Annotated in this window: 23 protein-coding genes; 10 read left to right on the forward strand and 13 right to left on the reverse strand. The window is 38.5% G+C overall.

The features are described 5' to 3' along the window. Positions 1-208: 208 nt before the first annotated feature. The 3 genes from PSH48_RS02510 to acuR form a co-directional block, all read right to left on the reverse strand. On the reverse strand, positions 209-625 hold the full coding sequence (locus tag PSH48_RS02510; protein WP_004586518.1) for a VF530 family DNA-binding protein: 417 nt from the start codon (positions 623-625) through the stop codon (positions 209-211). 73 nt (positions 626-698) lie between these two features. After that, positions 699-1688, reverse strand: coding sequence for an acrylyl-CoA reductase (NADPH) (gene acuI / locus PSH48_RS02515; RefSeq protein ID WP_273610830.1), 990 nt, complete (start codon positions 1686-1688; stop codon positions 699-701). A gap of 50 nt (positions 1689-1738) precedes the next feature. Then, positions 1739-2371 carry an acrylate utilization transcriptional regulator AcuR gene (acuR, locus tag PSH48_RS02520; protein ID WP_273587245.1) on the reverse strand — a complete coding sequence of 211 codons (633 nt, stop codon included), beginning with the start codon at positions 2369-2371 and terminating at the stop codon, positions 1739-1741. 608 nt (positions 2372-2979) lie between these two features. Here acuR and rmf point away from each other — a divergent pair. Then, positions 2980-3150, forward strand: a complete 171-nt coding sequence (rmf, locus tag PSH48_RS02525) for a ribosome modulation factor (RefSeq protein WP_004586522.1) — start codon at positions 2980-2982, stop codon at positions 3148-3150. Positions 3151-3220: 70 nt separating this feature from the next. Here rmf and fabA read toward each other — a convergent pair whose 3' ends face one another. Next, positions 3221-3736, reverse strand: coding sequence for a bifunctional 3-hydroxydecanoyl-ACP dehydratase/trans-2-decenoyl-ACP isomerase (fabA, locus tag PSH48_RS02530; RefSeq protein ID WP_004586523.1), 516 nt, complete (start codon positions 3734-3736; stop codon positions 3221-3223). Between the two features lie 204 nt (positions 3737-3940). On the opposite strand from fabA, the gene PSH48_RS02535 reads away from it, so the two are divergent. The 3 genes from PSH48_RS02535 to PSH48_RS02545 are packed head-to-tail and all read left to right on the forward strand — an operon-like array spanning position 3941 to position 6049. Then, positions 3941-4798: a 6-carboxytetrahydropterin synthase gene (locus PSH48_RS02535; protein ID WP_273610831.1), complete on the forward strand. Its 858-nt coding sequence runs from the start codon at positions 3941-3943 to the stop codon at positions 4796-4798. Beyond that, positions 4791-5609 carry a M23 family metallopeptidase gene (locus PSH48_RS02540; RefSeq protein ID WP_273610832.1) on the forward strand — a complete coding sequence of 273 codons (819 nt, stop codon included), beginning with the start codon at positions 4791-4793 and terminating at the stop codon, positions 5607-5609. Before PSH48_RS02535 ends, PSH48_RS02540 begins: the two co-directional genes overlap by 8 nt. A 5-nt stretch (positions 5610-5614) precedes the next feature. Then, on the forward strand, positions 5615-6049 hold the full coding sequence (locus tag PSH48_RS02545) for an acyl-CoA thioesterase (protein WP_024033640.1): 435 nt from the start codon (positions 5615-5617) through the stop codon (positions 6047-6049). 208 nt (positions 6050-6257) lie between these two features. Here PSH48_RS02545 and PSH48_RS02550 read toward each other — a convergent pair whose 3' ends face one another. The 5 genes from PSH48_RS02550 to PSH48_RS02570 are packed head-to-tail and all read right to left on the reverse strand — an operon-like array spanning position 6258 to position 11841. Then, positions 6258-7580, reverse strand: coding sequence for a Na+/H+ antiporter family protein (locus PSH48_RS02550; protein WP_273610833.1), 1323 nt, complete (start codon positions 7578-7580; stop codon positions 6258-6260). Positions 7581-7588: 8 nt separating this feature from the next. Further along, positions 7589-9550 (reverse strand): transglutaminase family protein, encoded by a 1962-nt coding sequence (locus tag PSH48_RS02555; RefSeq protein ID WP_273610834.1) that lies wholly within the window; start codon positions 9548-9550, stop codon positions 7589-7591. Next, complete coding sequence (locus tag PSH48_RS02560) at positions 9543-10556, reverse strand: DUF58 domain-containing protein (protein WP_443197864.1); 1014 nt, start codon at positions 10554-10556, stop codon at positions 9543-9545. Before PSH48_RS02560 ends, PSH48_RS02555 begins: the two co-directional genes overlap by 8 nt. Beyond that, positions 10540-11445, reverse strand: coding sequence for an AAA family ATPase (locus tag PSH48_RS02565; protein ID WP_248530883.1), 906 nt, complete (start codon positions 11443-11445; stop codon positions 10540-10542). Before PSH48_RS02565 ends, PSH48_RS02560 begins: the two co-directional genes overlap by 17 nt. 12 nt (positions 11446-11457) lie before the next feature. After that, positions 11458-11841 carry a response regulator gene (locus PSH48_RS02570; RefSeq protein WP_029772290.1) on the reverse strand — a complete coding sequence of 128 codons (384 nt, stop codon included), beginning with the start codon at positions 11839-11841 and terminating at the stop codon, positions 11458-11460. Positions 11842-12307: 466 nt separating this feature from the next. Between PSH48_RS02570 and PSH48_RS02575 the strand changes: the two genes are divergently transcribed. From PSH48_RS02575 to PSH48_RS02600, 6 genes are all read left to right on the forward strand, one after another. Further along, entirely contained in the window at positions 12308-13630 is a 1323-nt protein-coding gene (locus PSH48_RS02575; RefSeq protein WP_029772291.1) for a hypothetical protein, read from the forward strand. Between the two features lie 139 nt (positions 13631-13769). Further along, on the forward strand, positions 13770-15074 hold the full coding sequence (locus tag PSH48_RS02580) for an ABC transporter substrate-binding protein (protein ID WP_029772292.1): 1305 nt from the start codon (positions 13770-13772) through the stop codon (positions 15072-15074). Between the two features lie 118 nt (positions 15075-15192). Further along, positions 15193-16065 carry a carbohydrate ABC transporter permease gene (locus PSH48_RS02585; protein WP_273610836.1) on the forward strand — a complete coding sequence of 291 codons (873 nt, stop codon included), beginning with the start codon at positions 15193-15195 and terminating at the stop codon, positions 16063-16065. Between the two features lie 2 nt (positions 16066-16067). Then, positions 16068-16898 (forward strand): carbohydrate ABC transporter permease, encoded by an 831-nt coding sequence (locus tag PSH48_RS02590; RefSeq protein WP_004586533.1) that lies wholly within the window; start codon positions 16068-16070, stop codon positions 16896-16898. A gap of 10 nt (positions 16899-16908) precedes the next feature. Further along, on the forward strand, positions 16909-17922 hold the full coding sequence (locus tag PSH48_RS02595) for an ABC transporter ATP-binding protein (protein WP_273610837.1): 1014 nt from the start codon (positions 16909-16911) through the stop codon (positions 17920-17922). A gap of 164 nt (positions 17923-18086) precedes the next feature. Continuing rightward, positions 18087-19046 carry a sugar-binding transcriptional regulator gene (locus PSH48_RS02600; protein ID WP_064385369.1) on the forward strand — a complete coding sequence of 320 codons (960 nt, stop codon included), beginning with the start codon at positions 18087-18089 and terminating at the stop codon, positions 19044-19046. A 900-nt stretch (positions 19047-19946) separates the two neighbouring features. On the opposite strand, the gene PSH48_RS02605 is transcribed toward PSH48_RS02600, so the two are convergent. From PSH48_RS02605 to PSH48_RS02620, 4 genes are all read right to left on the reverse strand, one after another. Next, the gene (locus tag PSH48_RS02605; protein ID WP_128581553.1) at positions 19947-20723 is read right to left on the reverse strand and encodes a DNA/RNA non-specific endonuclease; all 777 of its coding nucleotides are present in this window, start codon (positions 20721-20723) and stop codon (positions 19947-19949) included. A gap of 468 nt (positions 20724-21191) precedes the next feature. Continuing rightward, complete coding sequence (locus PSH48_RS02610; RefSeq protein WP_273606741.1) at positions 21192-22016, reverse strand: alpha/beta fold hydrolase; 825 nt, start codon at positions 22014-22016, stop codon at positions 21192-21194. Positions 22017-22353: 337 nt separating this feature from the next. Next, positions 22354-25185 (reverse strand): response regulator, encoded by a 2832-nt coding sequence (locus PSH48_RS02615; RefSeq protein ID WP_273610838.1) that lies wholly within the window; start codon positions 25183-25185, stop codon positions 22354-22356. Next, positions 25182-26345 (reverse strand): hypothetical protein, encoded by a 1164-nt coding sequence (locus tag PSH48_RS02620; RefSeq protein WP_273610839.1) that lies wholly within the window; start codon positions 26343-26345, stop codon positions 25182-25184. Before PSH48_RS02620 ends, PSH48_RS02615 begins: the two co-directional genes overlap by 4 nt. Positions 26346-26347 lie beyond the last annotated feature (2 nt).

The following is a 26347-nucleotide window of genomic DNA, read 5'->3' on the forward strand; positions in this document are numbered from 1 at the left end:
AAATATAACTTAACCTGAACTCTGGTTAAGAGATAGACCAACATAATTTATCATGATGATCTTTAAGCTTAATTCTCTAGCCAGCGGTTTTCGGTGAAAACAAGGCGAATTAACGCCTCAATAGCTAGCCTATTGCAAGTAAATTCAACGCTGTTAGCGCTGAAAATAGCTGCTAGAGATAGATTTATTATTCAGAGTTGAGGTTAACTTAGTTACCCCACGGGTTAGTTGCATTTGAGCGTTGTTTTCGTGCCCTGGCGCGTTGTTTAGTGGCCTTTTTTTCCATAATTCGCTTTGCATCACTAAAACTTAATTCGCACGGCTCCCCCGGTTTATGATCAGCAGGAATAACTCTATCTCGTGGCGGTAATTCGTATTGTACATCGTCGGGTTTAGGTAAGTTTTTAAGGCGGTATAGGTAAAAGTTATCTACCTTTTCTTGTGCCCATTGTGTTTTACGTAAAAACTTAACCGCCGATTTTACATCAGGGTTGTTTTTAAAACAGTTTAATTGCAAATAAGCGTGTAGTAGCTCCCACCCATATTGCTCAACCAGTTCTTCAACCACTTGCTCTAATTTTACGCCTTGCAGTGGGTTATTACTGTAAAGATCTTGGTTGCTCATAGGTGTTGCCTCATTAATAAAAATACAAATGCCATTATAAATTTAATAACGAGGCTTTAATAGATAAAATTGCTTAACTTTGGCAATTAACAACTACGCGGCCGCGAATTTTACCTTCCATAAGTTGCTCGGCATTTTCGATTACTTGTTCAAGTGTAATTTCGGTTGAAATTTTATCAAGGTAATCGGCTTTAACTAAGCTTGCTAGTCTGTCCCATGCTTCTACTCTGTCTTTTTTAGGGCGCATAACGCTGTCTATACCAATTAAAGATACACCACGTAAAATAAAGGGCGCTACTGATGCGGGTAAATCCATGCCTTGGGCTAAACCACACGCAGTAACCACACCACCGTATTTAAGCGATGCACAAATATTAGCAAGCGTGTGGCTCCCTACCGAATCTATAGCACCCGCAAAGCGTTCTTTTTGAAGTGGCTTACCTGGGTTTGAAAGCTCATCGCGGCTAATAATTTGTGACGCACCTAGTTCTTTTAAGTAATCGCTTTGCTCCATTCTTCCTGTTGCAGCGGTTACGTTATAGCCCAGCTGAGTTAATAAATAAATGGCAAAGCTACCAACACCGCCGTTTGCACCGGTCACTAATATTTCGCCATCACTTGGAGTGATGCCTTGTTTTTCAAGGGCAATAACACTCAGCATTGCAGTGTAGCCCGCGGTGCCAATTTGCATTGCTTGTTTTGGCGAAAGCGCTGCAGGGAGGGGGATTAACCAATCACTATTAAGCGATGCCTTTTGTGCAAGGCCCCCCCAGTGTTTTTCGCCCACACCAAAGCCATTTAAAATTACATTATCGCCAACAGTAAATTCATCCGTACTTGTTGCACTTACTGTGCCCACTAAATCGATGCCTGGCACCATAGGAAAACTGCGCACAACTGGGCCTTTACCAGTTATGGCTAGCCCATCTTTGTAATTGAGTGTGCTGTAAAGTACATCAAGTTGCACGTTTTGATCTGGTAGGTCACTTTGCTGCACTTCACTAAGCGCCGCAGCGTAGTTTTCGTCTTTGGTAATTACAATAGCTTTAACTGAGTTACTCATAACATATCCTTTTAGACCGATCGGTTTTTAATGGTTAAATAAAATGCGCATTAGGTAAGTAATGCGCGTAAAAACATTTCTGTATACAACGTAAGGGGTTTACTTGATTGGGTAAGTTTAGCGCGCATAACGGCGCCTTCCCAGCCAATCCAAAAATATTCACTCATAAGCTGCGTATCAACAGTTTTAGCAATCGTGCCTTGTTGCTGTGCTTCATTTAAACACTGCTCCACTTGCTGCTGCCATGCTACGTAGCTTTGTAGGAGGCGGATTTTAAATTCATCACTTAAATGATTTAGCTCTTGATTTAAATTGCCGACCAAACAACCGCGTTTGTACTGGTATTTTTGCATGCCCATAATGGCGCTTTGCGTAAAGTGAATTAAGCGCTCCAGGGGCGGTGTATTGCTATCGGTTAAATATTTTTTGAGCTTAGTAATAAAGTAGTCATCGTAGGCATTTACTAAGGCAATACCAAACGCTTCTTTACTTTTAAAGTAATGATAAAATGAGCCTTTAGGCACGCCGGCTTTTTTTAAAATGGTATCAAGGCCAGTTGCGCTAAAACCAAATTCAGTTAAGGTTTCTAGGCCAACCCTAATAAGGTGCGCCTTGGTATCGGCGTTTTCGCGAGGTATTTTAGGGGGTCTTCCGCGCCGTGCAGGTGCCTGAGCAGTGTTCATTATAAGTAACCCCTAATAGCCTTTTTAAAGTTAACCCATATTAGACCGATCGACTTTAATTAATCAAGCATAAATACCAATTGTTTAAAAATAAATCGTTAAAGCTGTTTTTTAAACAAAAGGGCAAATTGCAATAAAATCGTCATGATTACATTTTTGTTTGGAACTTAGCCAAAAAAGGTGTGTCGGATAAATAGGTCGTGTTGATTTTTGCTGGTTAAATTTGCAGTGGTGTTTGGGATTTATACAAGGCGATAGTGCCGCATAAATACGAACCATATGCTGCCCATTAGGTGCTTTCATTAAATAGTTATTTAAGTGCTTCAATGGAGATATTTAAATCAGCTAAGTAGAACACGCCTTAGCACATAAGTGCATTTAAGCGGTTAGATAGCCGTATTGTAAATTAAAGAAGCAGTAAGAAATGAAGTGGTGCGACCACTGTGTTTTTATTAGTGTTAAATTATTTTTGCATCAGCATGTTAGTTAATGTCAAACAAATTAATTAATTTTGCTATTTGAATTTAACATTTTTATTAACTATTCATTAAATGTAGATTTCACTAATGCTACAAAATTTATAATTAAAAAAGGTGAGGATATTACCGATGAAGAGACAAAAAAGAGATCGTTTAGAAAGAGCTCATTCTCAAGGTTTTAAAGCAGGTCTAGCCGGGCGCTCAAAAGAGCTATGCCCTTATCAGCAAATCGATCCTAAGTCAGAATGGTTAGGCGGTTGGCGTGAAGCAATTGAAAACCGAAACATGTATAAAACCTAATTCATCAGATAAGAATTAACGTAAAAAGGCCTCCAACTGGAGGCCTTTTTGCATACATTCATTACTAATTTTAGAATGCGCTTGTGTCTTGAAATAAGCCCACTTTTAAATCTTTTGCTTCGTAAATTACGCGGCCATCTACTTCAACTGTGCCATCAGCCATACCCATAAATAGTTTACGCTTAATTACACGTTTCATATCAAGGCGGTACGTTACTTTTTTAGCGGTAGGTAAAATTTGACCGGTAAATTTAACTTCACCCACACCTAAAGCACGGCCTAAACCAGGGCCACCAGACCAGCCTAAGAAAAAGCCAACGAGTTGCCACATAGCATCTAGCCCTAAACAACCTGGCATAACTGGGTCGCCTTTAAAATGGCAATCGAAAAACCATAGGCTTGGGTCAATATCAAGCTCAGCTACAATTTGGCCTTTACCGTGCTCGCCGCCATCAGCAGTGATTGAAGTAATACGGTCCATCATTAACATGTTGTCGCTTGGTAAACGGCAGTTACCTTCACCAAACATTTCACCTTGACCACATAGGATCAAATCTTCTTTTGTATAGCTATTTTTAGGTTCCATAACACTTATCTTCGCTTAGAAATTGCCAAGTACTTTAGCGTACACTTGTACGCTAAACAACTCGGAGCAGTTGAAAAAAACACTTTTTTGCGTGATTTATCGCCAATCAGTAGTGGCGATTGCTTTTTGCACTATAAAACCGCGCAATTACAATCAGAAATCATTATAATTACCCCTGACTTATAACCAGTTTAAAGGAAGTTTATGATCCTTTTTGTTAACTCACTAACAGTGATTGATTTTTCTTACTTATGTAACAAACGCGGCGCCGTTGGCGAGAGCTGGATTGTTGACTTAACGTTGCATGGCAAGCTAAATGAAGAGTCTATGGTGTTAGACTTTGGCTTAGTTAAAAAGCAAATTAAAGGGATAATTGACGACTGTTTAGATCACAAATTAGCAATTGCTAAAGGTTTAAATGGCACAGTACAAGAATTTGATTCGCACAAAACGCTCGATTGCATATTTGGTGATAACCACCATTTAGCCATGAGTGCTCCGCATCAAGCTTATTGCATGATAGACGCGCCAGAAATTAGCGTTGAATCAGTGACTGAATTTTTAATCGACACTATTTTACCAAAACTGCCAGGAAACATTGAAAAAATTGAGTTGTCGCTTAAACCAGAGCACAGCCAAAGTTTTTATTATCATTACAGCCATGGCCTTAAAAAGCACGATGGTAACTGTCAGCGTATTATTCATGGCCATCGCTCGCAAATTGGTATTAGTTTAGATGGTATGTCTATGCCACGCTTACAAAAGCAATGGGCAGAAAAATGGCAAGATATTTACTTAGCCACGCGTGAAGACCAAATCGCTGCAAGCGAATTAAAACACATAAGCGCTAAAAACGATGATGTGTGTTTTGCTTACACCGCTGCACAAGGTTACTTTGAAATGGCGATCAGCGAGTCACGCTGTGACATTTTACCAGTTGATACAACGGTAGAATGTATTGCTCAACATCTTGCTGAGCAAGTCAAGGCAGAATACCCAGACAAAGACGTAAAAATTACCGCATATGAAGGCGTAGGAAAGGGATCGATTAGTTATGCTTAAAACTCTTTTAGCCACAGCGCTTGTAACCACCACTAGCTTTAGTGCATTAGCGCTTGAGCTAAAAGGGCACCTAACCCAGGGCGGCTTAGTGACTGGCAAGCTTGAAAATGTAAAGTCGGTATCGCTAGATGGTAAAACATTAAAGTTATCAGACTCTGGCGATTTTGTGTTTGGCTTTGGTCGCGACGCGAAAGCAAAACACGCCCTTACGTGGGTAGATAATAACGGTAAAACACACACGCAAGATTTAATGATCACTAAACGTGATTATAAAATTGATAAAATTACCGGTGTGGCAAAAAAGTATGTGTCGCCCCCTAAAGAAGTAAGCGCACGTATTAGCCGTGAGGCACAAGCAATACGTAAAGCGCGCGCAGTTAACTCTGATTTACAGTACTTTTTAGACCCGGTATTAAAGCCTGCACAAGGGCGTATATCGGGTGTTTATGGTAGCCAACGTTATTTTAACGGTGAACCGCGACGCCCTCATTTTGGTTTAGATATTGCCAATAAAACCGGCTCGCCTGTTTATGCACCGATTAGTGGCACCGTGGTGTTTGCTGATCCCGATTTATACTACTCTGGCGGTACGCTTATTATTGACCACGGCCATGGCGTTACCTCTACATATATTCATTTAAGCAAATTAGATGTAAAAGTAGGCGATACAATAAGGCAAGGCGACAAAGTTGCCGAAATAGGTGCGACAGGGCGTGTAACAGGCCCACACCTTGATTGGCGTTTTAACTGGGAAGGCGAGCGCCTAGACCCAGCATTATTGATGCAAGATAAGCTTGCTAATAAAAAGTAGATACTATGACAGACATTAACCGCGATGCAATTATTGCAAAGCGTATTGAAGACTCAACGACCTCGGTTACTAAAACCGTGTTTCCTGGGCGCACTAACCATCACAACACATTATTTGGTGGCGATGCGTTAGCATGGATGGACGAGGTTGCTTTTATTGCCGCCACTCGTTTTTGCCGAAAGCCGTTAGTGACTATTTCATCTGATAGAGTTGATTTTAAAGAGGCTATTCCAGCGGGTACTTTTGCTGAGCTAATTGCTAAAGTTGTGCATGTGGGCAATACATCACTTAAAGTGGATGTGGATATTTGTTTAGAAACCATGCATAAAGATGATAAGCACTCGGCTATTTCAGGCAGCTTTACCTTTGTAGCTGTAGATGATGACCACAGACCGACACCGGTTGTGTGCGATAAAATGATTTACGGTTTTGATAAGTAAATATTAAGGCAAGCGGCCTTTAAATAAGCATCTTTATTAGGTGCTTATTTAATTATATAAAAAGAACACATCATACTGAGTTGTTGTAAAAGCAATCTTAACATCTATAAAAAAATATAGATTAGGTCAACAAAATATGGAGGTATAAAAAAGGCATGGAATACATGCCTTAAAAATAATGAATTATACACACTATAGTGCAGAGGTGTTAAAGCACCATAGCCGCAATCCAACCAAATATAAGTAATGGAATATTAAAATGTATAAAGGTGGGGATCACCGAATCTCGTATATGGTCATGTTGACCATCGGCATTTAAACCCGAGGTTGGCCCAAGTGTAGAGTCAGAGGCAGGAGAGCCCGCATCACCTAATGCACCCGCAGTACCCACTAAAGCCGCAGTTGCCATAACCGAGAAACCTAAATCTAAACATAAAGGAACAAATAAGGTAGCTATAATTGGCACTGTAGAAAACGAACTACCAATACCCATTGTTATCAATAATCCCACCAATAAAATAGAGGCCGCAGCGAGGGGCTTATTGCCATCAAATAACGCCGCGCCACTGTGAACTAAACTTGCTACATCACCGGTTGCTTTCATTACTGAGGCAAATCCTTGAGCCGAAATCATAATAAAGCCAATCATCGCCATCATGGCCACGCCTTTACTAAATACGTCGCCGTTTTCTTCCCACTTAACAACACCAAATACACTAAATATCATTACGCCAACAAGGCCGCCTAATATCATAGAGCCACTTAGGTTTTGAGCGACCAAGGATGAAAGCACAGCAAACAAACCCACGATCATCACTTTTTTTGGTTTCTCAATGTCGCTAGCTTTGCTTTGTGTTGTTAACGGTTGCGCTTGGTAGTCACGGCGCTTTGCGTAACTTATAAACACCGCAATAATTAACCCAACCAACATACCGCAGGCTGGAATAATCATTGCCATAGGCACTTGGGTGTTCACTATGTCTAGGCCGTTATCAACTAAGTTTTTATGCAAAATAGAGTATAAGTAAATGCCACCAAATCCATAAGGCAATACCATGTAAGAGGTAGCTAAACCAAACGTTAATATACAGGCAATGGCACGGCGGTCTAAACGTAGTTGATTAAACACAACGAGCAAAGGGGGGATTAAAATAGGTATAAAGGCTATGTGCACAGGCACTAAATTTTGAGAAGAAATAGCGAAGCCTAATATAATTAATAAAATAAAATAGCTTAAAAAGGTTTCGCTGCCTGCACCTTGTGCATTCACTTTGTTTAATAGCTTTTCGGCGAGGATACGGGTTAATCCCGATTTTGAAATAGCCACTGCAAAGGCACCTAACATTGCGTAACTTAGTGCAATTTCAGCGCCGGCCGACAAGCCAGAATTAAATGCATCAACACTTTCTTTTATCCCTAAACCCGCTGTTAAACCAGCTACAAGTGCACTAATTATCATAGCTACAATGACATTTACCCGGGCTAAGGAGAGCCCAAGCATTAAAATAACGCCTATAACAACCGCATTCATAGTTTTCTCTATTTTGAAGATTTAATTAATTTTATCAGATCTTTAGCCTGATTTTTACGTTCTTTAGTAAAAGGTTTTTTAGCGTAGCGCACTTGGTTAAATAAATAGCTAAATTCGCTTAATGGTTCCGCAGCATCAGGGCTTTGCTCAGCAAAGTATATTAACTGCTGATTAGGTGAATAGTGACTAGGCGCCGCTATGTCGTTTTTATCTGCCCAGTGCTTAATTACCTCAAATTCTGAAACTAACGGCGGGCGTTTACTTTTATTGCGTGGCCAATTTAAATAAATAAAGTAAGCAGCAAAGCTAAAAGCAAGTCCTAAAATAACCGCTAAAGGGACCAGCCAAAGATGTTTACTACCAAAAAGTGATTTTAAAAAGTTGCTTTGCTTTTCTTCGTCAAAGCCAAGTACCCAGCTGGTCCATTGGTAATCAAGGGTTTCTAGTTTGAGCCTTAACCAATTAACGGCTGCAAAGTTACTTAAGCTCACTAAGCCAAAATCGAGATTACTTTTAAATTCATCATTGAGTTCTTCGTTTTGCGAAAGTGAACCATTTAAACGCTCAGGGGCGACCACCGCAGTGGCATCAAAAATTTGCCACTGATTATTAATATACACTTCAACCCAAGCGTGGGCATCGTATTGACGAACCGATAAGTAGTTATTTGTTTGGTTTTTTTCGCCACCTAAATAACCGCTGGCCAAGCGCGCGGGAATACCGGCGCTTCTAAAAATATACGCTGCTGCACTGGCGTAATGGCCGCAAAAGCCGCGCTTTTTATCAAATAAAAATTGATCAATAGTGCTGTCACCGGTCATAGGCTCGGGGGTTAACGTGTAGCTAAATTCTTGTTTAGCAAAGTAGCTAAGCAATGCATTATAAAAGTCGCTTTGCGAGGTGGTTGATTGTTTAAGTTTGGCAGCAAGCTTGGCTGCTTGTTGGTTTGTTTGGTTATTTAAGCGTGTGTAATAAGCGGTTTGCCAATCTGAAAGTTGCTCTGTACTCAGTGCTGTACTTGATACCTGATACTGCAAGCTTTTAGCTTGATATTGTTTTTTTCGAAGTAACCCTAGCGCATTACTTTCAACATTTTTATTGTTACTGGTTGCGTAATCAAGCCCATATAACCATTTTTGATTAGCAGGCTCGGCAATAATAGTGTAGGTGTGTTGTATCGTAATTTGTTTATTGGGATCAGCGCTTTGATTATTATATTTTAATAAATCAGATGTTTTCCACGCTTTACCATCAAAGGTATCGTGCACAAGTGCTCGCCAATAATAAGGCGAGACGGGCGTGTCGTTATCAAAACGTGCTCTAAAAACCAGTTCATCAGAATTAGACAGCTTTGCAATATCAAAAGGGTCTACCTGTTCAGAGAGCCCTGTTTTAGCAAGCTTTGGCCCAGGTAACTGCCAAAAAGCGGGCATTTTAGGTAAAAACAACAGCAAAAATATTGCTAAAGGCAAAGCAATAAATAACAGCTTAGCACTTTGTTTAGAGGCTAATTTTAAACTATGCGAAGATTCAATTAAGCTCAATACAGCAAAGTTGAGTAAAAATAGGGCGCTCATGGTTAAGGTGGTTATTATGCTTTGGTTAAACAAATACGCCGATGAAATAGAAAAAAACGTGAGTGTGACAATAATATGGTAATGTTTTTTTGTTTTAGCCTGCAGTAATTTAAAAATACTAGAGAGCAATAACATAGCAACAAACAATATGACTGTATCGCCTATACCTATGGTGTAAATCATTAATATTAAAGCTAGTCCAGCCAAAATATTTGCAAGCCACGCGTTAGGTTTAGGGTTGTTAGTCAGTGTTAAGTACACGTTCCAAAGACATAAAAGCGATAAAACCCCAATAAACAGTATGGGCATATGCGATAAATAAAACGCGAATAAGCAGGCGTATATAAAGCTCATTGATAAATTAATTGCCCGGTAATTTAATAGCTCAGCCATTATTTGCTCCGCCGTATTCGCTCAGAAGTGCTAAACACTGTGATTTATCGTGCGTGTCGTTAGTTGCTTTGTAACTTGCTGAGGGCAAAATTAGTGTAAACGGCGTGTTGTTTTCGCATGCATTACACACTAAAAAGCAAAGCTGACTCAAGCGTTGCTCGGTGTTACCCGTTAGCAGGTTAAAATCAAAAACAATATCGGACTTTTTATAATCTATAAATTCTTTTACTAGCAACTGCTGTGATTTAGCGTAATGTTTCCATGAAATTCGCTGCAGCCCCATTTCTGGTAAATGCGTAATTAGCTCATCAAACTCTTCGCTGCCGGGCTCTTTAATACTGCCTGTTTGCGTTGTGTGTTCAAACGTAATGTTGTAAGTGTCGTTTAATACATGCTCTGGCGCAGGGTAAACGTAAACAGAGTCATTTGGTTGTATATAACTCCACACGCTTACCAGCCCAAATGGGTAATTACTGTGTATTTTAAATCGTTCAAGGGTATATTTACCGCGGGCATTATAAGGTAGGTTAATACTTAAAGCGCTGTCTTTGGGTGTAACTTGCGCTAAGTGCTTTGCATATTCTGGATCACTCGAGTAGCTAAGCGATACTGATTGCGTAAGTGTAGGAGCTTTTAAAATAAATTTAACCGAGCCTTTATTTGGTGAGAAGCTGGCAAAGCTTTTTATATATTCAACTTTTAGCCCTTTGGCATTTGTATAACCAAGCAGTACGGCAATAATCATCACCACAAACATTAAATAAGCCATCACCAAAATTAAGTTATTTTGATAATTAATGCCCATAACAAAATTTAAAATAGCCACAATAATAAAGTAAAAGCCGAGCTGCGAGGGCACTACATAAATATTGTTATGAGCCAGCGTAATGGATTGCTTTGAATGCTTGTTTTTAAGTAGTTTATTAAGTATACGCTTTTTTAATGCGCCTAATATACTGACCTTTTTGGCTTTTTTTTTAAATAACACGTTAAACTGGCACAGCAACGGTTTTTAAGATTTCATTTACTTGCGCTTCGCCTGACTCGTTATGCAGTCCTAATCGGTGTTGGCACACACTGGCAAATACAGCTTGTACATCGTCAGGGGTTACAAACTCTCGCCCTTCAATAAATGCCCACGACTTAGCCGCTTTGGCCAGCGCCATACTTGCCCGAGGAGAGAGCGAGCCTGCAAATGCTGCGCTTTGACGAGTATGTGTTACTAATTCAATAATATAATCGATTACAGGGCTACTTATCACAATTTGGTTAATTAAGGTTTGAATTTGCTGTAGCTGCTTAGCGTCTATTCTTTGTGGTAATTGGCTGTAGTCTCGCGGTTTAATGTTTAAAATAAGTTGTTTTTCAGCCTCTTTAGGAGGAAAACCTAAACTTATACGCATTAAAAATCGATCTAACTGCGATTCTGGAAGTGGGTAAGTACCCGACTGATAAAGCGGGTTTTGCGTGGCAATTACAAAAAAAGGATTTGGTAACATGTACTTAGTACCATCTACTGTAACTTGCTGCTCTTCCATTGCCTCAAGCAATGCACTTTGCGTTTTAGGGCCCGCGCGGTTTATTTCATCTGCTAATACAACTTGGCTAAAAATCGGCCCTTTATGAAATGTAAACGTGTGCTCATTAGCGTTAAATACATTGGTTCCTAAAATATCGGCAGGTAAAAGATCGCTTGTAAATTGTATACGCTGATACGACAGCCCTAGCACAGCAGCAAGTGCATGTGAGAGCGTAGTTTTGCCCATACCGGGTAAATCTTCTATCAGTAAATGTCCTTCACTGAATAAGCAGGTGAGTGCTAGTTTTATTTGTTGTTTTTTGCCAAAAATAACACTCGATAAATCGTCGATAATTGCCGTAACAGTGCTTTGCATACTGACCTTATTTTATTCGCTTAGTTCGAGGCGCTTCATAACAGAATTAACTTTTTTAGCGTTAAAAGGTTTTTCTATAAAGCCTTTAGCGCCTAATTCCCAGGTGTTTTGCACGTTTTCAAGGGTGTTATGACCCGAGCACATAACAACGTGAGCGTGAGGGTAGCTATCATTAATATGTTCTAGAATATCAGAGCTTTCAGAATCAGGTAAGTCCACATCCAAAAATATGACATTGGGTGATTTTTTATCAAGAAGGGGTTTTGCAGAAAGGTAATCGTTGCTTTCTAAAATATCTTCAAAGCCTAGCTCCGTTAATATTTGGTTTAGGTAGTCACGTATTTCCTTAACGTCATCAATAATAAGTATAGGCTCAAGCGGGCGCACAAATTCCATATGTTAATTACTTCTATTTTTTATACATCTAAAGTAATTTAATTTTATGCTAAGCACTGTATAAGCTCAAGAAAGTAAATCAAAAAACAACCAATTAGCGCTTTTACGCGCCTAAACCTGCCGTATTAATTAAACGCCCACACCATTTAATTGGTTAATAAATGTTAAATAACGCTCTTCAATAGCCCTCTACAGAACATTTTAAATAAGACTTTAGTCATAACTGGCAATTTTATTTTGGAATTCAAAACTATTAAACCCTTGTTTATAAATGTAAATTTTTATAAACACGATTTCATGTAAATGTTTTGTAATAAAAGATGTTGACGTTACATTATTCATTTGTGATTATGCTCATTAGCTGAGCCAATGCCCATTACGAAGTTTAAAAACACATTTAAATAAAATGCCCATTTGCTTTAGCTGCACACTGAAAATACACAACACACTAAATAGAGAGTTCATTATGTTAAATAATAAGAAAGCTAAATTTGCGCTAACTTTAGTAGCAGCAGCGTTGGCGGCGCCTGCACAAGCAGAAATGTCAGATTACTTTGACCGCCTTGACGTTAACTTTCTAGCAATGCAAAACTTTCAGTCTATACAAGCTAAAGACGGTGCATTTCGTCCTGGAGATGAAGAGCAGTCATCAGGTTTTGGGCGTATTAGAGCTAACTTAATGCTTAAGTTTCATATAAATGAATACATTACTGCCGACATTGATATAGCCGAAGAGCCAAACGATTTTGGCGGCGGCGACCGTGATTTTTCGTTCCATAACGACTTTGCAGGTATTGAATTTGATTTACTTGGCTTATACGGGACACCAAACGAAAACGAAAATTTAACGCTTCGTTTAGGTAATATTGGCGCGTCTCCATTTCAGTTCAAAGGTTTTCAAGACGGCGCTGATAACCAAGGTAATGCCTTAATTGGTAACGGCATTAACGACTACGCAACCGCAGAAAACGGTGCACAATTAAGCTACACAGAAACTTTTGACAGTGGTGTGCTTCGTTCTTATAACGTGGCAGGTCACATTACTACATCAAGCTTTGGCGAAGCATTTCAAGAAGATAGAGGCTTTAATTACCGCTTACAAGGTACATTAGAGTTTGAAGGTGGCTTTAAAGTTGGCTTAAATTACTTACAAGCTAACCAAGGCGACCAACTTCGTTTTGAAAATGGCGTAGCGAGCTTAGATGGACTCACAACAACAAATTACCGTTTTGGTGATGGCGAAAACTATAACTTTTCGGCTTCTCCTTCAAGCGAACGTGATACTCACGTAGGTGTTATGCCAGGGCTTGATCAGTCTATCATTCAATTAAATTTAGCGTATCAGCCATCAGATCAAACCAGCATCATTTTAATGTTGGGTAAATCGTCTGACGATTACACCTTTGCAGACTCTGCAGGTAACGCAGTGGCAGGTATTACCTACTTTGGTACAGATGGCGTGGCAGACGAAAACGGTACTACGTTTGATTCTAACAGTGTAATTAAAGGCGAAAGCTCAGTAGAATATTACGCCGTTGAAGCACAGCAATATATCATTCCTGAAAAACTTTACGTAGCCGCACGCTATGCAGAGTCAGAAAACACTTCCGATTTAATCAGCCAAAACGATAACACAGTTGAGCGCTTACAAGTAGCCGCAGGTTACTGGTTTACAGATTCTACACTTTTAAAAGTTGAGTATGTAAACCAAGAAGAAGGCGCAAACTCAGGCGGCCAAATTGGTCGTGGTTTTGACGGTTTCACCTCAGAAATCTCAGTTAAATTTTAAATAGCTTACTAACTTACTGTTTGGTTTAAAGGTAATTTCAGCGCTGTAAATACGTTGAAATTACTCACCGCTTTATTTACTAAGGCGCTTTACAGTTATTTTTTAAGCGTCATTTAACATATTTATGAGGGTTAACCCGATGAAAACTAAATTATTAATGCTCGCGTGTTCAGTTATGGCTATTAACGTAGCCGCTAAAGAAACCATAACCATTGCCACTGTTAATAATGGTGACATGATCACCATGAAAGAGCTTAGCAATCATTTTGAAGAACAAAACCCAGATATTTCATTAAAATGGGTAACACTAGAAGAAAATATTTTACGTCAACGTGTAACAACCGATGTTGCCACAAAAGGCGGCCAATACGATGTAATGACAATTGGCACATATGAAGTGCCAATTTGGGGTAAACAAAACTGGCTAACTGAGCTTGATAACCTAGGTGAAAATTACGACGTTGATGACTTACTACCGGCTATTCGCAGTGGCTTAACGATAGATAACAAATTATACGCGGCCCCATTTTATGGCGAAAGCTCTATGGTTATGTACCGTACAGACCTAATGGAAAAAGCCGGCCTAGAAATGCCAAACGCGCCTACGTGGAGCTTTATTCAAAAAGCTGCAAAAGCGATGACCAATAAAGATGAAGGTGTTTATGGCCTTTGCTTACGCGGTAAAGCGGGTTGGGGCGAAAATGTTGCTTTAATTACTTCAATGGCAAATTCGTTTGGCGCTCGCTGGTTTGATGAAAATTGGAAACCACAATTTAACACCCCAGAGTGGAAAGCCACACTCCAGTACTATGTAGATGTTATGAAAGAGTCTGGACCTGCGGGTTCGTCAGCGAATGGGTTTAACGAAAACCTAGCGTTATTTCAAACGGGTAAATGTGGTATCTGGATTGATGCAACGGTTGCTGGCGCATTTGTAACCAATAAAAAAGATTCTGAAGTCGCTGATAAAGTAGGCTTTGCACTTGCACCAGATAATGGCCTAGGTAAACGTGGTAATTGGCTATGGTCATGGACACTTGCAATTCCTTCTAGTAGTAAAAAATCTGATGCTGCAATGAAATTTATTAGCTGGGCTACATCAAAAGAGTACAGCCAATTAGTTGCCGATAACAAAGGCTGGGCAAAAGTACCGCCGGGTACTCGCGCATCACTTTATGAAAACGAGCAATACATGAATGCAGCACCGTTTGCACAAATAACGCTTGATTCTATTAATTCGGCCGACCCGAAAAACCCTACTGTTAAACCCGTGCCTTATGTTGGCATTCAGTTTGTTGCTATCCCTGAATTTCAAGGAATTGGCACTGCTGTTGGGCAGCAGTTTTCCGCTGCACTTACTGGGCAAATGACTGTTGAGCAAGCGCTTAACACATCACAACGCCTAGTTGAGCGCACAATGCGTAAAGCACGCTACCCAAAATAAATAAGTAGGCGGGTAAGTTTAACGCTTACCTCGTATTTTTCGTCAGCATTAGCATGTTATCTAGTAGCCGTTTGTCGTTGTTGCTAAGGATAATGCTGACTTTTTGAAGGTCACTGATATGGCAACTACACAGTCTCGTACGCTTGCACGCACAATGCTATTTCCTAGTGTAATTTTATTACTAGGATGGATGATAGTGCCGCTGTGCATGACACTCTATTTCTCGTTTGTAGATTACAACTTACTTATTCCTGGTGAACGTGAATTTGTAGGCTTTTTAAACTACGAGTTTTTTTTAACAGATCCCGCATTTGTTGAATCCTTTTTTAATACCCTTTATTTAGTAACGGGTGTATTAGCTATCACAATTTGTGGTGGTATCGGTTTAGCTGTTCTCCTCGACCAAGCAATATGGGGGCGAAACTATGTTCGTATTATGGTTCTCGCCCCATTTTTTGTTATGCCAACCGTATCGGCTTTGGTGTGGAAAAACATGTTTATGAACCCTGTAAACGGATTATTTGCACACTTTGCAATTTGGCTCGGGTTTGAACCTATCGACTTTTTTGCGCAAATGCCTTTGTTTTCAATCATTATTATTGTTTCTTGGCAGTGGTTACCGTTTGCAGCGTTGATATTACTCACGGCAATTCAATCCCTTGACCGCGAACAACTCGAAGCTGCCGATTTAGATGGTGCAGGGCCTTTTAGTAAGTTTTTTTACATCGTGCTGCCGCATTTATCTCGCGCTGTTACCGCTGTTATTTTAATTGAAACTATATTTTTATTGTCTATTTTTGCAGAAATTTTAGTGACAACCAGTGGCGGGCCTGGGTATGCATCAACCAATATTACTTACTTAATTTACACCCAATCGTTATTACAATTTGATGTAGGCGGGGGCTCAGCAGGGGGCATAGTTGCAGTAATTATTGCCAATATTGTAGCCATATTTTTAATGCGCCTTATTGGTAAAAACTTAGAGGGTTAATCATGGCTAGTGCAGCAAATAAAAAATCAAAACTAATTTATACCCTGGCAGCATGGACCATCAGTGGGATGATATTTTTCCCAATTTTATGGACATTAATCACCAGTTTTAAAACCGAAGCAGAAGCAATATCAGCCACACCAGCGTTATTTGCTTTTGATTGGACACTGGAAAACTATCAAGATGTGTTAGCCCGCTCGCCGTATTTTGATCACTTTTGGAACTCGGTGGTTATATCACTCGGCTCAAGTTTATTGGGCTTATTAATAGCCGTACCAGCCGCGTGGTCAATGGCGTTTGTGCAAACTAAAAAAACTAAAAACCTACTTATGTGGATGCTTTCTACAAAAATGCTCCCGCCGGTAGGGGTGTTAATTCCTATTTATTTACTCTTTAGAGACTTTGCCTTATTAGATACAAAACTGGGCTTAGTTATTGTTATGACCTTAATAAACTTACCGATTATGGTATGGATGTTATACACCTACTTTAGAGAAATTCCGGGTGAAATTTTAGAGGCGTCACGAATGGATGGTGCAACTATTGGCGAGGAAATATTTCATGTATTACTGCCAATCGCATTACCCGGCATAGCCTCAACATTACTGTTAAACGTAATTTTGGCATGGAACGAAGCATTTTGGACACTCATTCTAACCGCTGCGAATGCCGCACCACTAACGGCATTTATTGCCAGTTACTCAAGCCCAGAAGGGTTATTTTACGCCAAGTTGTCGGCAGCATCTGCCATGGCCATTGTGCCAATATTAATTCTTGGTTGGTTTAGTCAAAAACAATTAGTGCGCGGCTTAAGCTTTGGCGCAGTAAAGTAGGAGAACACACATGGGCAGCATCACACTAAAAAAAGTAACTAAAAGTTTTGATGAAGTTAACGTAATTAAACCGCTTGATTTAGAGATAAAAGACGGTGAATTTATTGTATTTGTAGGGCCATCGGGCTGTGGTAAATCAACATTACTACGTATGATTGCCGGATTGGAAGACACAACCAGCGGCACAATTGAGATTGATGGCCAAGATGCAACACAGACGCCACCGGCAAAACGTGGTTTAGCTATGGTCTTTCAGTCGTACGCTTTGTACCCGCACATGAGTGTACGCAATAATATTGCGTTTCCACTAAAACGTGCAAAAGTAAGCCCTGCTGAAATTGAAAGTAAAATAGCAAATGCTGCTAAAATACTTAATTTAACTGATTACCTAGACCGTAAACCAGGGCAATTATCTGGCGGGCAACGCCAACGTGTAGCAATAGGGCGCGCAATTGTTAGGCAACCGTCGGCTTTTTTGTTTGACGAACCGCTTTCAAATTTAGATGCATCACTGCGTGTAAATATGCGCTTAGAGATTTCTGAACTACACAAAAGCTTAGCTACAACAATGATTTATGTAACACATGACCAAGTTGAAGCGATGACTATGGCAGACAGAATTGCGGTATTTAATGGGGGGATTATTGAGCAAGTTGGTACGCCACTTGAGCTGTATCAGCACCCGGTAAATAAATTTGTGGCAGGCTTTATTGGTTCACCAAAAATGAACTTTATTGAAGTAGATAACGATAGCCATGCACAAACGCATAGTTTAGGTGTGCGTCCTGAGCACTTTGAAATTTCAACTGAGTCAGGAACTTGGCAAGGTACTGTAGGCGTAATCGAGCATTTAGGTTCTGAAAGCTTTTTACATGTAACTATTAACGATGGCAGTACGGTTACGGTAAAAGCAGATGGCGATTGCCCACTACAATATGGTGATACAATTTATTTAAGTGCGCCTGAGCACAAGGTACATAGATTTGATAAAAATGGTTTAACGATTAAAAAACCAACAGTTTAATCCGCCGTTTTAGGCCAATACTTTAGGAATAGCAAATTTACCCAAAGTATTGGTTATTAAATTAATGTGACACTTCGGCATTTTATAAATGAATGATATATTTGCAAATATTATAAAATGATTTATCGCTAAAACTAAGCGGCTTATCAAAATAAGAGGTTTATGTGGCAAAGCTATCAAATACAGAAATACGTAAGCTCGATGATGCAGCTAGAGCAGGGTGGCTCTATTATGTTGCGGGTAAAACACAAGACGAAATTGCCAAGAAGCTCAATGTATCTCGTCAATCGGCTCAACGTATGGTGGCATTATCTGTAAGCCAAGGGCTTATTAAAGTAAGGCTCGATCATCCTATTGCTAAATGTATGGATTTAGCAGAAAAAATTAAAAGCCGTTTTGGCTTAGACTCTTGTGAAGTAGTGCCTAGCGATGGCTCAGATCCAAACTCTACAGTGGGTTTAGCGCAAGCCGGTGCTGCTGAAATACAACGCCATTTAAAATCAGAAACACCGAAAATTTTAGCTATGGGGACCGGGCGCGTACTACGTGCATGCGTTGATGAACTGCCAACGCTAGATTGTAGCCAACACAAAGTAGTGGCTATGCTTGGTAACATGGCACTTGACGGGTCGGCTTCACCTTATGATGTAGTTGTTAGAATGGCCGAGCATATAAATGCAAAGCATTACCCAATGCCGCTTCCTGTATTACCAAGAAGTGTTGAAGAAAAACAGCAATTGCATTCACAACATAATATTACCAGTAACTTAAAATTGGCCACCCAAGCCGACGTAACGTTTGTGGGTGTAGGTAGCCTAGGCGAAAAATCGCCATTGCATATTGATGGCTTTGTTGATGAGCAAGAGCTAAAAGAGCTACAAAGTTTAGGGGCTGTGGGCGAAATGATCAGCTGGGTTTACGACAAACGCGGCCAATTAATTGACTGCACTGTAAACCAACGTGTTGCCAGTACGCCATTAAAAATTGAAGGTAATAAACAAATTTACGCTATAGCCGCCGGTGAAGATAAAGTACTTGCGATACTTGGTGCAGTTAGATCGAATATGATCAGCGGTTTAATTACTAACGAATACACAGCAGAACGTATTTTAAGTATGGATTAGCTAAGGTTGTTTAGCTAGCTTTTTAAAATCTACGGATAATAACTGACTTAATGAGCCTTTATTTTTCAAATAAAGAAAATTAACAGGCTCATTTAAAATACCAATAAAGTTTTAATAAATTTAGCCTTTTCATAAAACGTTTTAAATAGCGCTTTAATAAAAGAGCGCCGAACTGAAAGAACGTTGATGAAAATAGCAAAGCAAAAACTGCTGTGGTAAAAATTTTAAAGTAGCCAATGCTTAAAGTTCTTTGTAAGTAATATAGTTAGTAAAGTTTTAAGTGTAATGGATAATAAAAGCGTAATGACCAGGAATAAACTAAAAGTACACAGCAAAGTAAGACTAGGTATAGCTTGGTAAAAACAACCTTAATGTCCGATACCGTCTAGTATTGGACATAGTAGGAGTGTAGTGCGCACTCCTTATTATAATATAGATAACTACCTATAATTTATATTATGTTAAATAAGCTGAATTAATACATAATCAAAGTTAAGTAGCTTCTATTATTTAGGTATAAACCCCTATTTCTGGTGTTTTGTAATAGTCTTTTAAAGTTGGTCTTTCAGTTAACCGTTCAAATTGTTATTCACAGTCAATTTTAACAACAACTTACGCACTACATTTTACACCTATATTTTCGCTAATATTTATGTAGTATTTCAATCTTATAAAGCTTAGCAATTACAAATTCCATATTGCAGCCTCTATACTCCTTTTATATTGCCTTTATTAATTACCTTTTTTAAACAGGCTCAAATTTTGTAACCGTCGTTTCTATCATTTTATTTAAAGCTAACTTATTGCTACAAGAACTTATTACGCCTTATATCAGGTTTGATTTAAAGCCTTAGGTTTAAGTTCTTCAAAACCTAAGGCTTTACGCAAAAGTAATATGACTTAGTTACAACCTAGCTCAGACCTTAAACCATACACTGATGATTCAATTGTTTGTGCACTGTTATACGATAAGTTTGGCATTACATTTATACCCGAGCGCGATTCAACTTCATCAATACTTACTTCGGTATTACAAAAGTTATCACTACGACTTGCTGTTTGCTCCATAATAAAAGCCGATGCTTTAATTGTGCTACCAGTTTGCTGCATAACAATTTTAAAATAGCCGCTTGGAATGGTATGCGCTTCGTTAGCTTGTGGTAACTCTGCAAAATAATATTCGTATAATGGACCTGTTACTACATATAAATCATTTCCATTTCCTACATGATTTCGCACTGCAGATTCAAGCCTAACCCATGGGCCTTGATTTAATGCGGATGATTGCGGCGTAATATTAGAAAGTAAGTTTGTTAGTTTCCAATCATCCGTATTACTGAAAGATGCTAATGGAACTTGATGGCCTCTATCGGTATTTATTGTTGCGTATGCATCAGTATAATCATTAGGCTCTAACGTGTAATGTGAGTATAAATCCGGATCGGCTTTCCAACTTCTGCTTCTCGATGGTCCACTCATAGTGCTAGTCGTAACATGGTAAGCCACCCAATCTGCAAACTTTGTATAACGATTATTTTTTAAAGTATAAATACTTCGCTCAATTGTATTGCCATTATCTAAACCTGTTGGGCAACCTTGTAAACAATTGTCAGCACTTGCACTGTGCGCAAAACATAAACCTGTAAGTACTATTGATGCCTTTATTATTGTCTTCATTGTTTTATCCTCAATTAAATGAGGGTAAAAATTAGCAGTACATTATTACAGCAATATGTATCTAACTAATTGTTTATAAATACAATAATATCGTCTTAGGCTTTTGGTATTACTAATAAAAGTCGCGAGTATACAGCTACCCTCGCCTTATATTTAACGCAGTAACGTCACTTGTAGACCTAGCGAATAAAGGGGTTTTTATATACCTACATGTATTATGTTAAATTGAGTTCCTTGTGGTTTTCTATGCGTAATCACCCTAATATAAAGCGTTTACGCATACTTTTAATGTATGAATATTGAGCTATTAATAGCGGTTTATACTTAAATGGTTTAATACTAAAAAATAGATGAAAACAAAAAGCCGTTTGAGTAACTAATTATATAAAAATTAATACAGCTCAAACGGCATGGTTTTATATACATGTTAGCCAAAGTGGCTAACTAGGCCTTTAAAACTAAGGTGTTTTAAAACTTTTTATCAGCCAAAAATTCACCCATTAACGAAGTTACTCGTTCTGGTTTTTCATCTATAACCCAGTGCCCTGCTTTTTCTATCCAAGTTAGTGTTGCATTTGGTAAGGTTTGAGCTAACTGAGGTGCATATTTAGGTTTTTGAAAGTTATCTTCATCACCCCATAAAATGAGGGTTTCATGCTTTAAGCTTTTAAGCTCACCGGCAATTGCTTGTGTGTACTCTTTATTAAGTCGGCGCATATTATTAAATAACGCTGCTTTACCTTGCTCATTACTCCATTGCTTTAAATACTGTTTTTTAAGTTCGTCGGTCATTATGCTTTTATCGTATACACCTTTTGGCATAAATTCATTTAGCGTATCAACAAACTCATCAACCGATGTTTCTTGCTCTACACCAGGCTCAAGCAAAGGTTCAAACTCGGGTATTGGCCAAGAATCAAAGCAAACACTATCAATTAATATTAAGCTGTTTACTTTTTCTGGGTAATTTACCGCCATGAGTTGTGCTATTCCGCCACCTATATCATGAGAGGCAACGTTTGCTTTAGCAATACCTAGCTCATCCATAAATTGACTGATTATTTTGCATTGGGCATTAATTGATACATCGGTATTTTTTGGCATATCCGATTCGCCGTAATTGAGTAAATCAGGTGCAATAACACGATGTTGCTCACTCAGTGTTGGCATAACATTTCGCCATAACGATTTGTTAGTCGGAATACCATGTAATAATAGTAGCGGTGTGCCCTCGCCCATTTCTTGATACGCAATTTTGTGGCCTTCAACGGTAATGGTTTGTGTTTTACTCATACTTAATATCCTCATCAATATTTAAAATTTAGTCTAAACCTGTGTATGTATAGTGATGAGCAATTATCATCCCAGCTTGTTTTTTAAATAATTTTTTTGAGGTTTTAATAATTATAAAAACCTGAGAGGGCTTTAAAACGCGGTCTGTGGCTATTAATAGTAAGTAGGATTTATTTTGAGTTAAGCGAAAAGAATAAAAATAAAGAGTTATAAAATAACCTTAATTTTTAAAATTATGAAATAAAGTAGCAGCTACATGAAATAATTACTGCCAGTTTGGGCCTATTCAAAATAATAGGCCCTGTGTATTTTACAGTTTTAAATTGTTTAATTTAGACTAGCTTAGCAAATGCTTAATTTTATTAATTAATACTTGCTGCTTTACTGGTTTTTCAAGCATGTCGTCAAACCCAAGTTCAACATACTTTGCATTACTATTTGTGTCAGAATCTGAAGTGTGGGCAATAATTTTGGTTTGCTTGTCTGCGTTATGTTTTTTTATTTTAAGCATCGCGTCAGTGCCCGAGAGTTCTGGCATAACAATATCCATTAAAATAATATCGTAATTATTTTGCGACACCATCAACATAGCTTCTATTGCATTACTTGCATAATCTATTGCTACGTTTTCATCTTTCAGCATGGCTTTAATAACCATTTCTACGAGCGGTTCATCATCAACTAATAACAACGATTTGGTGTTGTTAAATTCTGTATGCGTTGTAGTTACAGTAATGGGTTCTTGCTTGTTTGCACTTACGGGTAACAATTCTACCGTGTTAACTAATAACGATAAATTAATAGATGTTGTTTTACCGCGCTCGTGCACAGTAATATTTTTACCGCCGAGCATTTTAAAAATTGAGAGAAAAAAGCGCAGCTCTAATGTAGCATCAAAATTAATATCACTTTCAATAGAGCGTTGTTTGCATACCATTTGTAACTGACTATAAAAACTCCCCTGATTTGCTAAGTTATTTATAGAAAAATCCAGCGACAAATAATGTTTACCTTGCTCGTTAATTAGCTCAGAATTTAACGACAATTTGCCTTGATGTGTGCTTTCTATAAGCTCACTAGCAAGCTGAATAATTAATTGCATAATCAGTTTTTCATCACTGCTTATGCCTTTATCTATGGGCATATTGTTACTAATGATTATATTTTTATCATCAGAGTCTTTATTAAGAATATCGGCCGTATTTTTAAGTAAGTCAGCTAAATTAATAGCGCTCATTTTAAGCTTTAATTTACCGGTATCGGTTTTATTTATATTAACTAATTGCTGCACAACACAACTTAACTGTGTGCATGCATTTTCTAACTCATTGTTAAAATTGCCTTTACTGTTTTTATAATTAAGCTCTACTATAGATTGCAGTGAACTAAGTGGTGCTTTTAATTGCATTGCTAAGCGTGCTACAAATTTATCTTTTAGCTGGTTAGCTTGCTTAGATTTTTCTACTACTTGGGCAAGTAATAACTCTTTTTGATGCGCTTGTGTTTCATCTCTAAAGTAACAAACAAAGCCACCAAAGTCGGTATGCCTTTGCACAACGGTGATCCAGCGGCCATCGCTAAATCCTATATCTATTAATTGGCTATGTTCATTAGCTAATTTATTATGTTCTTGATAATGGGTAATAATATTATTTTGTTGAGAAATACTCATTATTTGGCTGTAACTTAATTGCTTATTGTTTTGAATAACATGAGAAAACAATTCGTTAAATGCCTGATTAGTTATTACCGGAAATTCGTTACTATTAAAAATGGCAAAGCCATGCGGCAGTGCATCAAGCGAGCTTGAAAACAGCGATTCTCTATTAAGTATAAGGGTGTTTTTTTGTTTAATTTCGTCATGTAAGCGCCTTGGTAAACGTAAAAAATAATAAACAAATGCAAATATAGCTAAGCTAATTAATGCCAGTTTAAATAAGTCGAACCTAGATACATTAGCAGGCGTTATCGGTTTAATGGGTTGCACATGCAAGCGCCACGTAGCAGGAAAACGACTACTTGCTGCGCTTATGCTGTTAGGGATAGTTTTAACATTTAGCTCCCCCCTACTTCCTAATATAAACTGAGGGGTTGATATAAATAAATTATAATTTTGCGTATTTAGCTTACCAATTATGGCATTTAAAAACTTACTTAAATCAAAGGCTGTGAGTGTATAAATAGCGCTATTACCCATGTTTATTTCTGAAATTAAAAACGCTGTATCGGCTACAGTAAATACCTCTACTGATTGTTTATTTGCTCGCATTGAAAATGCGTTTAGCCAATTAGTAAAGCCATAAGCTGCTAAATCAAAGTTGTTTTTAGACCATATGGCAAGTTGTTTATAGTCATTATCAAATACAACAAAACCTTTATACGTTAAACTGCTTGATACCTGCGTTTTTACTAAATCACTTAATTGTTGCTGAGTATAACTTTGTTGGCTTTTTAAAAAGCCTGCGACAATTTTATCTTTTTGAGTAATGTAAAGTGCTTGGTTGTCAAAGCGCTCTAATGCATCAAACAGCGTTTGCCTTAACTGCTGAGTTTGTATGGCATAGGCACTTTTTTTATCTTTTTTATCTAACGTATATAAAAGCAAAGCCGAGAACGAGCAAATAACCAGCGCAATTAAAAAGGCCACCGGCGCTAAGCTAAATAAGTGAACAAATCTATTCAGTGATTTTGTCTCACTCGGTTTAATTGTCTTAGTTGGGGTAAAATGCTTATTGAGCTGGGTTTGCAGTAATTGCGCAAAAGATACAAATTGCTCTTTTTGAGAGCCAATAAGTGTTTTAGGTGAAATATCGGCAATGATCAGTACCCCAATTAAGCTGTTATCTAAATTATAAATGGGATATTGAGAGTAAAAGCGTACCTGTTGGCAGCGCCCTTTTGTTAGTGGGTCAAATAAGGTGTCTTCAATTATGTAGAGTTTTTCTTGTGTGCACGTTTGTGCCAAGCTATTTAATTCACTGTCGGCTTTGTATGGGTCATCGCAGCTAATAATTTGTTGCGTATACAAGGCATTATAATCAACGAATTTAACGATAGAAACATCATAAAACTGCTTCATTAGGGTCAGTGTTTCGGTTATTTCTTGTTTAATTTCATCTATTTGTGTGTTGTTAAATTCATTTATATTATTTGCATATAAGCTGTTCATGGGCGCACTCCTTCACCTTTCGGCGGTGTAGAAATCCAACGCGTGCTGTTAGCACTTGTATGTGATGGAAGTTTTACTCTAAATGGCGGAAGTAAGTTATTTAAAGCAGGTTCGCCTTGTGCATTTAACACCGGCTCTGCCGAGGTTAAATTGAGCGAAGCCTCGCAGTAAGTTACGCCAGGCTCTATGCCAATAAGGGCCAGCGTTTGAATAATTATGTCGTTATTTATTAAATCGATACCTAGCAGCTCAAAAGTTGTTTCTAAAATAGTAAATACCAGTGTTTCTACTATATTTTCATCTTCTTCTAGTTGCGTACCTTGTGGGCAGCAAATACTGCCTAGCTCTACATCTACACTGCTTGCTACACCTATGAGCGACAGTGCATCAAGCGAGCTTCCTAATAACACTTCAACTTGTGGCAAATATAAATCAAGAATATCGCCTTGCGGCTCATACCCTGTTTGGCAACTATTGCACGACTGCGATAATTGCTGACTGTCTATGCCTAGTAACGGATTACCAAGTGCAGTTACACCAACCAAGCAACTACTATCGGCTTGTTGTTTAGCAATTGCAAAGCTTTCGCATGGGTTACCAGTAACTACCTTTTGAGACATATAGCGCGATACAATCTCGTCACCTGTTGCGGGGCACGCTAATGCTGTACTTTTTAGTAATTGCCCCATTACGGAGTTACTTAATTGGCCAATGGCATAATTAGGGCCTTGTTGTAGCGCATTTATATAACTTACATTGCCACTATTCGCGGTGTTACTAACTCCTAAACTATCTGAAAACTCATCACTTAAACTTTTTATACACGGGTTGCCTTGGCAATTAGGCGCATCGTAATAAATGGCTTCTCGTGAGGTGAACCTGTCATCGCGTATCCCAATTAAAGCGCGATATGTTGCATTTGCTTGGCGGTCTGTGTAAAAAATTAAAGGCGCTTGGTGCTCATCAAACCCAATGGCGATTCCCAAAGGGGTGTTATTAGCATCAACCACTGTTATTTGGTTATCTACTTTTGTGTAATAGCGCTTAATAAGTGCATCGCGCACTAAAATAACACCCCCAATTGAGCCAATAATTAAAATGGTAATAATTAAAATCAGCTCAATAGTGAGTATGTAGCCCTGTTGGTATTGTTTATTCATAA

The sequence above is a fragment of the Pseudoalteromonas sp. Angola-4 genome (assembly GCF_028599265.1).
Taxonomy (GTDB): domain Bacteria; phylum Pseudomonadota; class Gammaproteobacteria; order Enterobacterales; family Alteromonadaceae; genus Pseudoalteromonas; species Pseudoalteromonas atlantica.